Annotated in this window: 12 protein-coding genes; 10 read left to right on the forward strand and 2 right to left on the reverse strand. The window is 65.9% G+C overall.

Features of this window, described 5'->3' with window-relative positions; all coding sequences use genetic code 11:
* Positions 1 to 18 precede the first annotated feature (18 nt).
* The 8 genes from ACZ1A1_RS04130 to ACZ1A1_RS04165 are packed head-to-tail and all read left to right on the forward strand — an operon-like array spanning position 19 to position 7,538.
* Positions 19 to 1,062, forward strand: coding sequence for a rhamnose ABC transporter substrate-binding protein (locus ACZ1A1_RS04130; protein WP_463618889.1), 1,044 nt, complete (start codon positions 19 to 21; stop codon positions 1,060 to 1,062).
* Positions 1,063 to 1,120: 58 nt separating this feature from the next.
* Positions 1,121 to 2,623, forward strand: a complete 1,503-nt coding sequence (locus tag ACZ1A1_RS04135; protein ID WP_463618890.1) for a sugar ABC transporter ATP-binding protein — start codon at positions 1,121 to 1,123, stop codon at positions 2,621 to 2,623.
* Positions 2,623 to 3,663: an ABC transporter permease gene (locus tag ACZ1A1_RS04140; RefSeq protein WP_463618891.1), complete on the forward strand. Its 1,041-nt coding sequence runs from the start codon at positions 2,623 to 2,625 to the stop codon at positions 3,661 to 3,663. Before ACZ1A1_RS04135 ends, ACZ1A1_RS04140 begins: the two co-directional genes overlap by 1 nt.
* Positions 3,660 to 4,622 carry an ABC transporter permease gene (locus ACZ1A1_RS04145; protein ID WP_463618892.1) on the forward strand — a complete coding sequence of 321 codons (963 nt, stop codon included), beginning with the start codon at positions 3,660 to 3,662 and terminating at the stop codon, positions 4,620 to 4,622. The genes ACZ1A1_RS04140 and ACZ1A1_RS04145 overlap by 4 nt, the downstream gene beginning before the upstream one ends.
* A complete protein-coding gene (locus tag ACZ1A1_RS04150) occupies positions 4,619 to 5,353 on the forward strand; it encodes a FadR/GntR family transcriptional regulator (RefSeq protein WP_463618893.1) in 735 nt (244 codons plus the stop codon). Before ACZ1A1_RS04145 ends, ACZ1A1_RS04150 begins: the two co-directional genes overlap by 4 nt.
* Positions 5,350 to 6,405 carry a Gfo/Idh/MocA family protein gene (locus ACZ1A1_RS04155; protein WP_463618894.1) on the forward strand — a complete coding sequence of 352 codons (1,056 nt, stop codon included), beginning with the start codon at positions 5,350 to 5,352 and terminating at the stop codon, positions 6,403 to 6,405. Before ACZ1A1_RS04150 ends, ACZ1A1_RS04155 begins: the two co-directional genes overlap by 4 nt.
* Before the next feature lies 1 nt (position 6,406).
* Complete coding sequence (locus ACZ1A1_RS04160; RefSeq protein ID WP_463618895.1) at positions 6,407 to 7,222, forward strand: sugar phosphate isomerase/epimerase family protein; 816 nt, start codon at positions 6,407 to 6,409, stop codon at positions 7,220 to 7,222.
* A gap of 1 nt (position 7,223) precedes the next feature.
* A complete protein-coding gene (locus ACZ1A1_RS04165) occupies positions 7,224 to 7,538 on the forward strand; it encodes an L-rhamnose mutarotase (protein ID WP_463618896.1) in 315 nt (104 codons plus the stop codon).
* 6 nt (positions 7,539 to 7,544) lie between these two features.
* Here the strand turns inward: ACZ1A1_RS04165 and ACZ1A1_RS04170 are convergent, their stop codons facing one another.
* Together ACZ1A1_RS04170 and ACZ1A1_RS04175 are read right to left on the reverse strand one after the other, a co-directional pair.
* Entirely contained in the window at positions 7,545 to 7,877 is a 333-nt protein-coding gene (locus ACZ1A1_RS04170; RefSeq protein WP_463618897.1) for an EthD domain-containing protein, read from the reverse strand.
* A 239-nt stretch (positions 7,878 to 8,116) separates the two neighbouring features.
* On the reverse strand, positions 8,117 to 9,325 hold the full coding sequence (locus ACZ1A1_RS04175; protein WP_463618898.1) for a hydantoinase/carbamoylase family amidase: 1,209 nt from the start codon (positions 9,323 to 9,325) through the stop codon (positions 8,117 to 8,119).
* 138 nt (positions 9,326 to 9,463) lie between these two features.
* Between ACZ1A1_RS04175 and ACZ1A1_RS04180 the strand changes: the two genes are divergently transcribed.
* Together ACZ1A1_RS04180 and ACZ1A1_RS04185 are read left to right on the forward strand one after the other, a co-directional pair.
* Positions 9,464 to 10,372, forward strand: coding sequence for a LysR family transcriptional regulator (locus ACZ1A1_RS04180; RefSeq protein WP_463618899.1), 909 nt, complete (start codon positions 9,464 to 9,466; stop codon positions 10,370 to 10,372).
* A gap of 104 nt (positions 10,373 to 10,476) precedes the next feature.
* A complete protein-coding gene (locus ACZ1A1_RS04185) occupies positions 10,477 to 11,487 on the forward strand; it encodes a dimethylarginine dimethylaminohydrolase family protein (protein WP_463618900.1) in 1,011 nt (336 codons plus the stop codon).
* The last annotated feature ends 48 nt before the right edge of the window (positions 11,488 to 11,535 follow it).

Genomic DNA, 11,535 nt, shown 5'->3' on the forward strand with positions numbered 1-11,535 from the left:
TAAAACTGGGAGGAAGCCATGAAAATGAAAAGCCTTTTGGGTGCGGCCGCCGCGCTCATGCTGTGCGGCACGAGCCTCGCCTATGCCGAGGCGATCAAGCTCGAGGCCGGCAAGACCACCAATATGGTGCTGCTGCCGAAGTTCCTCGGCATCCTTGTGTTCGACCAGGCCAACGAGGGCGCCGAGGAAGCGCACAAGGAGCTGGATAACAAGGGCAAGCTGCTGTTCCAGGGTCCGACGCCGGAAAACTCCGTCGCCGGCCAGATCGAGATGGTGACGACCGCCGGCACGCAGGGCGAAAGCGCTGTCATGCTCTCCAACAATGCCGGCGACCAGATCGTGCCGGCCGCCAAGGCCGCGCAGGCCAAGGGCACGAAGATCGTCACCTGGGACAGCCCGATCCCGTCCGGCGAGGGCGAGGACGTATCCGTCGCGCAGGTCGACTTCGGCTCCATCGGCGGCGTGCTCGCCGACATGGCGCATTCGATCCTCGGCGGCAAGGGCGAGATGGCCGTGCTGTCGGCAAGCCCCGACGCGGCGAACCAGAACGCCTGGATCGCCTCCATGAAGGAGACGCTCGCCAAGGATCCGAAATACGCCGACATCAAGCTCGTCGACGTTGTCTACGGCGACGACCAGTCGGAGGTCAGCTACAACCGCGCGCTGGCGCTGGTCGACAAGCATCCCGACCTCAAGCTGATCATGTCGCCCACCACGGTCGGCATCCAGGCCGCTGCCAAGGCCATGCAGGACGAGGGGCTTTGCGACAAGATCAAGGTGTCGGGCCTCGGCCTGCCGTCGGAAATGGTGTCCTATACCAAGAACGGCTGCGCGCCGGAATTCGCCCTGTGGGACTTCCGCGACCTCGGCTACCTCACCTACTACACCGCCTACGGCCTTGCCACCGGCCAGCTCAAGGGCGAGATCGGCGAGACCTTCACCGCCGGCCGCATGGGCGACTACACGATCGAGGCCGATGCCGGCCGTCCGGGCGCCAAGCGCATCCTGATGGGGCCGTTCACCGTCTACAACAAGGACAATGTGGAAGCGGCGGCCAAGTGATGCCCGCACGGCGGCCGGAGCTTTCCGGCCGCCGTCTACAGCCCGATCGGATCCCAGCATGACGCAAAGCCCCGCCCTTGCCCTTCGCGCGGTCTCCAAGACCTTCGGAATGACCGCGGCCCTCATCGACATGTCGCTGGACCTTTATCCCGGCGAGGTGCACGCCATCGTCGGCGAGAACGGCGCGGGCAAGTCGACCATGATCAAGATCATGACCGGCATCTACCAGCCCGACAAAGGCGGGGTGGAGATCGACGGCAGGCCGGTGACCCTGTCCGGCTCCAGGGCCGGCCGCCAGCTCGGCGTCGCGGCGATCTACCAGGAACCTATGGTGTTCCCGGATCTCGACGTGACCGAGAACATCTTCATCTCCTCGACCGGCCAGGGCCTGTTCCTCAACCGCGCCGCCATGCGCCGCAAGGCCGAGGCGCTGATCGCCCGCATCGGCATGTCGCTCGACGTGGACCGCATCGCCTCCGGGCTGACGCTTGCCGAGCAGCAGGCCGTCGAGATCGCGCGCGCCCTCAGCCAGGACGTGCGCGTCCTCATCATGGACGAGCCGACCGCCTCGCTTTCCGCCCACGAGGCCAGCGAGCTGCGCCGCATCGCCCGCAGCCTTGCGGGCGAGGGCGTGTCGGTGGTCTACATCTCCCACCGCCTCGAGGAGGTCTTCGAGCTCGCCGACCGCGTCAGCGTCATCCGGGACGGGCGGCACATCTCCACCAAGCCGATCGGGCAGACCGATCCGAAGACGCTCGTTTCCGAGATGGTCGGGCGCGAGGTCGGCAACTATTTCGCCAAGATGCCCTCGACGGCGCGCGAGGAAGTCCTCCTTTCGGCGCAGGACCTCGGCGTTTCGGGCGTGTTCGACGGCATCCGCTTCGATCTCCACCGCGGCGAGATCCTCTGCATGGCCGGGCTCATCGGCGCCCGCCGCACCGATGTCGCCCTTGCCCTGTTCGGCGTGCTCAAGGCCACCGAGGGAGCCATCCGCTACAAGGGCCGGCCGCTCGTCGTCGGCTCGCCGCGCGATGCCATCGAGGCGGGCATCGCCTATGTCTCCGAGGACCGCCGCAAGCTCGGCCTCGCCATGGCGCTGCCGATCCGCTGGAACATGACGCTGGCCACCCTCTCGCAGTATCTCTCGCCGCTCGGCCTCATCGACAGGGGCCGGGAGCGGGAGACGGCGAATGCGTTTCGCAAGCGGCTGAACATCCGCGCCCCCGACACGGAGATCGCCGTCGGCGTGCTGTCGGGCGGCAACCAGCAGAAGGTCATGCTCGCCAAGTGGCTTAACATGAAGCCGGACCTGCTGATCGTCGACGAGCCGACCCGCGGCATCGACGTCGGGGCGAAGGCGGAGGTCCACGATCTGATCCGCTCCTTCGTCGCCGAAGGGGGCGCGGCGCTCGTCATCTCGTCCGACCTGCCGGAAGTGCTGGCCATGGGCGACCGCATCCTCGTCATGCGGGAGGGCCGGCAGATGGCCATTCTCGACCATGCCGAGGCCAATCAGGAGAAAATCATGGCTCTTGCCACCGGCCAGAGGGAGGCGGCGTGATGCAGGGCCTTCTCCACCGCGTCAGCCCGCAGGCGCTGCGCCTTCTCGTCCTTGTCGGCGTCATCGCGCTGCTCGTCGCCTTCTTTTCCAGCCAGATCGAGAACTACCTGAACGGCCGGCTCTTCAACCGCATCTCCTCTTCGGTCGCGGTGATGGCGCTGGTGGCGACCGGGCAGACCCTGGTGATCCTCACCCGCAACATCGACCTTTCGGTCGGCGCGGTGATCGGCTTTTCCGCCTTCGCCACCGGCAGCCTGATCGCCGGCCTGCCGGATCTCCATCCGGTCCTGCTCGTTCTCTATGCCGCGCTCGTCGGCGGCGCCTTCGGCGTCGTCAACGGCCTGCTCGTCGCCTATGCCCGCGTGCCGTCGATCATCGTCACGCTCGCGACGATGGCGATCTACCGGTCGCTCCTCGTCGAATATTCCGGCGCCAAGTCGATCGCCACCGAGCAGCTTCCGCAATGGCTGACCGATTTCCCCAACATGCAGCTCTTCTCGATCGGCGATTTCCAGTTCCGCGCCGGCTTCTGCGCGGCGCTCGCCCTCGTCGTGCTCGTCCATCTTGCCCTCAGTCGCTTCCGGCCGGCCCGCCAGCTCTTCGCCGTCGGCTCCAACCCGGAAGCCGCCCACATGGCCGGCATAAACGCGCAGCGCGTCGTCTTCACGGCCTTCGTGCTGTCAGGCGTCATGGCCGGGCTTGCCGGCTTCATGTTCCTTGCCCGCTTCGGCAACATCACCGTGGTCGCCGGCCTCGGCTTCGAGCTGAAATCCGTCGCCTCCGCCGTCGTCGGCGGCGTCAACATCTTCGGCGGTTCGGGCACGGTCATCGGCGCCTTCCTCGGCACCATCCTCGTCGACCTCATCGAGACGAGCCTGGTGCGCTGGCAGATGGTCTCCGAGTTCTGGCGCGAGGCCGTTCTCGGCGCGCTGATCCTGGTCTCGGTCGCGACCGACACGATCTTCAACCGTCGCCTGGCAAGCCTCAGGGCGGCGCGCGCCCACAGGATCGCGCTCGAGAAGAAGGAAGCCTCGGCATGATGAAGCGCCTGCGAAGCTGGGAAGGCTTCCTCCTCCTCGTGCTCATGGTGATCGTCGCGGTCAGCGCCAGCACCTCGCCGCAGTTCCTGACGGTCGGCAACCAGGTCAACCTGTTCCAGCTATCGATCGAGAAAGTCATCGTCGCGCTGATGATGACCTTCATCATCATCAATGCCGAGATCGACCTTTCGGTCGGCTCGATGATGGGGCTTTCGGCCTGCGCCTTCGGCTGGATGGTGCAACAGGGCGTCGATGCGGGCCTCGCCATCGCGATCTGCCTGGCGATCGGCGTCGTCGGCGGGGCGGTCAACGGCTGGTTCGTCACCGCGCTCGGCCTGCCCTCGCTGGTCGTCACGCTGGCCACGCTCATCGGCTTCCGCGGCCTTGCCCGTGTCCTCGTCGAGGATCGCGGCATTAATGCGTTTCCCGCCTGGTTCAACGCGCTCGGCCAGCAGGGGCTGATCGGTCCGCTGCCCTTCGCGCTCGTCTCCTTCGCGGTGCTGTTCGTGCTGCTCTACATCGTGCTCGAGCATTCCGGCTTCGGACGCAAGACCTATGTCATCGGCTCGAACCGCGAGGTCGCCGAATTCGCCGGCATCGACACGGCGCGCCACAAGATGATCCTCTTCATCGGCTCCGGCGTTATCTCGGCCTTCGCCGGCCTGCTCTACGCCGCCCGGGTCGGCGCCGTGCGTGGCGACGTCGCCTTCGGCTTCGAGCTCGACATCATCACCATCGTCCTGCTCGGCGGCGTGTCGATCTTCGGCGGCGCGGGCACGCTGGTCGGCACGGGCCTTGCCATCCTCATCGTGCTGAACCTGAGGAACGGCATGGCGCTCGCCAACATCACCGGCCACATCCAGACCGGCGTGATCGGCATCCTGCTGATCGCCTCGGTGATCGTTCCCCGAATCAGGATAAGCCTCGGCAGACAGGCAAAATCGGAGGCAAGCACATGAAATCGCCACTCTCGGCCAAGGATTTCGAAGCCCCGATCGTCAGGGAATCGGTGGCGGAACTCGTCGTGCGGCGGGTGCTCGACATGGTGAAGGCCGGCGTCCTGAAGCCGGGGGACGCGCTGCCGCCCGAGCGGGACCTCGCGGTGACGCTCAACGTGTCGCGCCCCTCGGTGCGCGAGGCGATGCGCGGCCTGACCGTGCTCGGCGTGGTGCGCACCCGGCAGGGCGGGGGCGCCTATATCAGCGATCTCAGCCCGGATTCGCTGCTCGGTCCCATCCAGTTCTATCTCTCGCTCGACCAGACCAACATCGCCGAACTCTACGACGTGCGCATGCTGATCGAGGCCGACGTCGCGCGCCGCGCGGCCGTCAGCATCACCGCGGAGGCGCTGGCGAAGCTGGAGGAGAGCCTTGCAAAGCAGCAGGACACGGTGAGCGACCCCATCGCCTTCCGCAACGCCGACTTCGCCTTCCACGAGCTGATCTGGATCGCCGCCGGCAATGCCGTCCTCAAGCGCATCGGCGAGAGCCTCAACGTGCTCGGCCTCGAATTCCGCAAGCGCGCCTCGGAAACGCCCGGTGTGCTCGAGCAGTCGCTGCGCGACCACAGGGCGCTCCTCGACGCGCTGAAGGCGCACGACCCGGAGGCCGCAGCGCGGGCGGCGGAGGCGCATATGCGCAACGTCTATCGATCGACCATCAAGCAAGGCATCAAAGCGGAGGAAGAATGATGGCAGGGCGGATCGGAATCGTCGGCATCGGCTGGTGGGCCACCATCAATCACATCCCCGCCCTCAATGCGCATCCCGACGCGGACCTCGTCGCCATCTGCGATCTCGATGGCGAAAGGGTGGAGAGCGTCGGCGCGCAGTTCGCCATTGCCGGGCGCTACACCGATCTCGGCGCCATGCTGGCCGCCGAGCGGCTCGACGGCCTGATCGTCTCCACGCCGCACGTCGCGCACACCGCGCCGACGCTGGCGGGCCTTGCGGCCGGCGCCCATGTCCTCGTGGAGAAGCCGATGGCCACGACGGCGGCCGACGGGCGGGCGATCGCGCAAGCCGCCGCAAGGGCCGGGCGCGAGGTGATGGTGCCGACCGCCATGAGCTTCACCCGCTTCACGCAGAAGGCCGCGCAGGCCGTGCGGCAGGGCCGCATCGGCAGCGTGCGCCATGCCGTCTGCCAGATGGGCTCGGCGCTGGACGACCTCTTCGCCGGTGCCCCGATGGCCGAGACGAAGGACCACGCCATCCGCCCGCCCGCCTCCACCTGGGCCGATCCGGCGCGGGCGGGCGGCTACGGCTGGGGGCAACTGTCCCATGCGCTCGGCTGGCTGGTGCATGTCGCCGACATCCGCTTTGCGAGCCTCTACTGCCTCGACGGCAAGTCGCCTGCGGGCGTCGACTACTACGACGCGGCGGTCGGCCGCACGACGGAGGGCGCGACCGTTTCCCTCTCGGGCGCCTCGACGGTCCCCAAGCAGCGCGGCCTGCATTTCGATATCCGCATCTATGGCACCGAGGGCATGATCTTCTTTGCCAGCGAGAGCGGCCGGGGCCGGCTCGAAATCTCCCGTTTCGACGGAGACGAGGACAGCGCCGCCTTCGCGCCGGGCGAGGCGGATTATGACGGCGCCCTGCCGGTCCAGCGCTTCGCCGAGCTTTGCGCCGGCCGCGCCGTGGAGAACCCGGCCGATGCCGAGGTCGGCGCGCGGGTAACGGAGGCGCTCGACGCCATGTATCGCTCCGCGGCCTCCGGCCGGGCCGAAACGGTGGGAGGCTGACATGCGGCTCTCCGTCACCTCATGGTCCTTTCCGGCCTGCACGCTCGAAGAGGTCGCCGGCATCGCGCGGGCCATCGGCCTTCCGTCGATCGATGTCGGCCTCTTCTATCGCTCCGCGCTCGACAAGCGCGCCATCCTTCACGAGCCCGACAGCGTCGTGGCGCGCCTCAAGGGCCTCGGCCTGCCGGTCGCGAACTACTACCACCTGTTCGGCGAAGGCCTCGAAGGCCGCAATCTCGCGCTGCCCGGCACGCTGGAGGCGAACCTGAAGGATCTGGAACGCGTCCTCGCCTTCGCCGACAAGGCCGGGATCGAGACGGTCTTCATCCTGCCGGGTGTCGTCAATCCCGGCCAGAGCCGCGAGGCGGCGGCAGACGTCAGCATCCAGAGCCTCAAGGCGATGCAGGCGCTGGCAAAGGGATACGATGCCAGGCTCTGCATCGAGCCGCATGTGCACAGCCTTGCCGAAAGCCCGGCGCTCGTTCGCCGGCTGGTGGACGAGACGGGCGTCGGCCTTGCCCTCGACTACGCGCATTTCGCCTGTCTCGGCTACCGGCAGGAGGAGATCGACCCCCTCGCGCCGCACGCCGTGCATGTGCACCTGCGACAGGCGCGCATGGGCGTGCTGCAGGCGAAGCTCGCCGAGGGCACGCTGAATTTCCCCGCGATGTTCGGAACGCTGCGGGATGCCGGCTATGGCGGCGCGCTCGCCATCGAATATGTGCACCAGGATTACATGAACACGCGCAACGAGGACGTGCTGACCGAAACCATCGCGATGCGCGATTGTTTCCGCAACTGGCAGAGGGAGGCCTGACATGGCGGGTTATGCATGGGTGCTGGAGGTTCGCCCCGGCTACGAGGAGGAATACAGGAAGCGGCACGACGAGATCTGGCCGGAGATGATCGAGGCCCTGCGCGCCGCGGGCATCAGGAACTACAACATCTTCCGCCACGGGCTGACGCTGTTCGGCTATTTCGAGACGGACGACCTGGAGGCGACGAAGGCGAAGCTCGCCAAGGACCCCGTCGACAGGCGCTGGGGCGAATGGATGGCGCCGATCATGAAGATCGAGATCGACCCCACGACGAACTATCCCTACCTGCTGCCGAAGCAGTTCTTCATGCCCTAGCGGCGGCTACCGCCCCTCGGGCGGGGCCACCACGGTATGCTCCTCGACGAAGCAGGACTGCGCTTCGCCGAGGAATTTCTTGCGGTCTTCGGCAAGGCGGGCGGCATGGGGTTCGCTCGCGAAGGCGCGCTGCGCGGCCTCGACGCTTGCGAACCAGACTTCCCCGACACCGTCCCAGGCCGCCGCCTCCGGCATCCAGTCCTGCACCTTGCCGAAGCGCAGGCCGAGGACGCCCGGCAGGTCCCTGACGATCTCGGCATGCGGCCCCGTCCAGTGGGCGAAGAACTCTTCCCGGCTCATGCCGTCCCTGCGGCGAACGAGGCTGATGCGCTTGATCATGTGTCGGCGTGTCTCCTGTTTTGGGTTTGTGCGGCACGATAGCCGCCCGCCGAGCCTGCCGCAACCGCCGGCCGCTTTCCCCTGAGGCTCAGAACTTTGCCGTCAGCGAGGTGAATAACGATATGGCTCAGGGGGATCCGTCCGGTCCGCCCACGAGATTTTCGGCGCTGAAAGACCTGAAATTCCTTGCCGACGGCGCCGCTCAGGAAGCCAAGTGGTGTCGGAAGGAAAGTCCTTTTCTATCCAAGGCTTGCGATACTTGCGGCGAGCGCTTCAGCGCCCAGCGCCAGGTCCGCCCTGTCCGTGTCTTCCAGAAAGTTGTGGCTGATGCCGCCCTTGGAGGGCACGAAGAGCATGGCCATGGGCAGGACGTTCGATACATTGGCCGCATCGTGAAGGGCGCCCGACGGCATACGGCGCCAGAGACCGGGGGCCAGGCGTTCGGCGGCTTTTGCCAGCGCCTCCACCAATGTCGCATCCGCCTGTGTCGGCGCAATCAGATCGCAGCCGCAGCGCTGCCATTCCAGACCAAGGGCGCTGGCGGTCTTGCGCGCAGCGGCGTGAATGATCTCCTGCATCCGGTCGAGCCGCGCATCATCGGCGTCGCGCCACTGGATCGTGAAATCCACCCGGCCGGGAACGATCGAATTGGCGTTGGGATGAAGATCGACCTGCCCGACCGTCCATACGGTCGCGGCGGTGGCCACGCCGGCAAGCCGCTCGTTCACCGTGGAAACGAACCGGTTCAGGCCCTGGAACGCGTCGCGGCGCAGATGCATCGGCGTCGTGCCCGCATGGTTCTGTTCCCCGAGGAAACGCATCTTCTCGGTGCGGATGCCGACGATGTTTTCCACGACGCCGATGCGTTCACCGGCTGTATCGAGCACCGGCCCCTGTTCGATATGGATTTCCAGGAACGCCGAGAACCGGCTTGGGGGAACGTCGCGCGCCGCAGGCAGCCCCTCGCGCTCCAGACGCGCCTGCCCGACACGCAACCCCGTGTCGTCGCTGCATTCGTCGACCTCTTCCAGCGACATCAGGCCCGCCCAGTACCGGCTTCCGGTAAGCGTTGAAAAACGGCCTTCCTCATCCTGGAAAGATACGCAGGCAACCGCAGGCCCGCCCTGTTCGAGGCATGCACGGGCGATCTCGAGGCCGACTATGACGCCGTAGGCGCCATCCAGCCAGCCGCCTTCGGGCTGGGTATCGGAATGGGAGCCGACGAGAATGCATCTTTCGTCTCCGGGCGGCAGGCCGAAGACGTTGCCGACGGCATCGACGAAAACGTCCAGCCCCGCCTCCTCCATGCGCTTCGCCAGCCATATCCGCGCCAGCCGGTCGGCCTCGGAATAGGCCGGGCGCACGACGCCGGTCTTCACCGCGCCGATGCTGCGCAGCGTATCCAGGTCCGCGAGCATGCGCTGGGTGTCTATCGTGAAGCCGGCCATTGACGATCTGATCCTTGTACAAATGTGCTGCTCTTGAAGCCCCGCAAGCGTGCCGCCTGAAGCCTAACCGGTCGGATATTGCGGAGAAAGGGACAACATGGATAGTTTACTTGCTGTTTTACGCAAGTGAGAATTCAAATGGCCCGTTTCCTGACATCCAGCTACGACCTGCGCCATCTGCGTACTTTCCTCGCCGTTGTCGAGCATGGCGGGCTGTCGTCCGCTGCCTATCGCCTTGGCGTGAGCCTTTCCAGCATCAGCCGCGACCTGACGTCGTTCGAAACGCGGCTCGGCCTGGAATTATGCCGGCGCGGGCGGTCCGGCTTTTCGCTCACGCCGCAGGGAGAAGACGTCTATCAGGCGGCGGTCGGCCTGCGCTCTTCGCTCCAGTCATTCGAGGAAACCGTGGAGAACACGCGCCAGTCCCTCGGCGGCACCCTGATGCTCGGCACGATCGACAGCGTGACCACCAATCCGAACGCGGGAATAGTGGCGGCGCTTGCAAGGATGCATCGCCTGTTCCCCGATATGCAGGTCAGCGTCAGCATGCACACGGTTTCGATCATCGACATGTATGTGCGCGATAGCAAGCTGGATGTCGGTATCACGGCACAACCCGAAGGGCTGGGGCAGTTGGTCTACGAACCGGCTTTCGTGGAGACGCACCAGCTCTACATCGCCCGACATTCACCCTATTTCGATCTTGCTATCGATATCGACCAGCGGCCGCAAGGCCAGACGCAGCCGCGTGTGCCCTATATCGCGCGCGACTACCGGACGGACATTTTCAAGCCATTCGAGCGCGAATATCCGCTCCAGGTTGTCGCCCGCGGCAGCACGCTCGAAGCCATCCTGGCCTCGGTGCTGGCGGGTGTCGGCTGCGCGCTTTTGCCGTCGCATCTGGTGAAGAGCGCAGGCGAGGGGAATGTGGTCGAAATCAAGACACGGCACACGCCCATCGACGTCCAGTTCCATTTCGCCTATCGGCGCGACGCGGCGAAGCGGCGCGCGATCCGGGCCATGCTCGACTGCTTCCGCCAGCGATGATCTTCCTTCACTTTCATTTTCTGCAAGTATGATTGCGTCCTTTGCGCTTTTGCGCGCTTCGATTTCGGTGAACGTTTCTCTCCATGCAATGTGTGGAGGAATGCATGGCTGTTTCGACCCAGGCCGCGACGGTTTCCGCCGGAAATCAGATCCATGTGGAATCCGAATGGGCTCCGCTCAGGGAATGTGTCTATGGATCGCCCGACACATGGGTCTTGCCGGTCTTCCTCAGCGATGTGAAGCTGCGCGCGCAGGGTGAGTTCGGCGAATTCTGGGCCAGGAACCAGGGCCGTGACGTCAAGGAAGCGTCGCCGGAGCTGTTCGCCGAATTCAGCAGCCAGATCAGGGGCGCGATCGGCCTGCTGGAAAAGCATGGCGTCAAGGTCCATGTGGCCGGGGAGATCAGCGCGAACAACCGGAAATATCCGCGCGGGCAGGACCATGGCGTTTCGACGCCATGGATGCGCGATCCCTTCGTGACCATCGGCAACAATGTGATCGAGCTTGCGCCGCGCAGCTTCTTCCACCGGCGCCAGCGTTTCGCGATCCGCGAGATCCTCGCCGCGACCATTGAGCGGGGCGCGCGTTACTTCGCCCAGCCCGACAGCGGCGCGGACGATTACAATGAAGGTCCCGGCTGGGGATATCTCGAAGGCGGCGACGTCTTCGTGCTCGGCAAGGATATCCTGGTCGGCAATTCCGGCGGTTGCAGTAATCCCGAAGGCGCGCGCTGGTTGCAGCATATGCTGGGGCCGGATTACCGCGTCCAGACCGTGAAGATCGACCCGATGTTCCCGCATCTCGATTGCGTGCTGATGACCCCGCGCGAGGGCGTGGCCGTCGCCTGCATGGAAGCGCTTCCCGAGGGGCTGCCCGCCTTCATGAAGGACTGGGATGTTTTCGCGGTGCCGAAGAGCCTCGCCAAGGGGCATATGGGTTGCAACAATCTGGTGCTCGACGACCGCACCGTCGTCGTGCCGTCGGAAGAGGCATTGAACCCGGTGGCCGACGCGCTCGCCGCCCGCCGGTTCGAGGTCATACGCATTCCCTATCGCGTGCCCTGCATGGCTGGCGGTTCCTTCCGCTGCGCCCACCAGCCGCTCATCCGGATCTGAAAACGGCAGGCTGCGCCCGCGCTGGCGGGATTGCCCGATCGAAACAAA

The sequence above is a fragment of the Shinella sp. R2-11 genome, assembly GCF_055330205.1.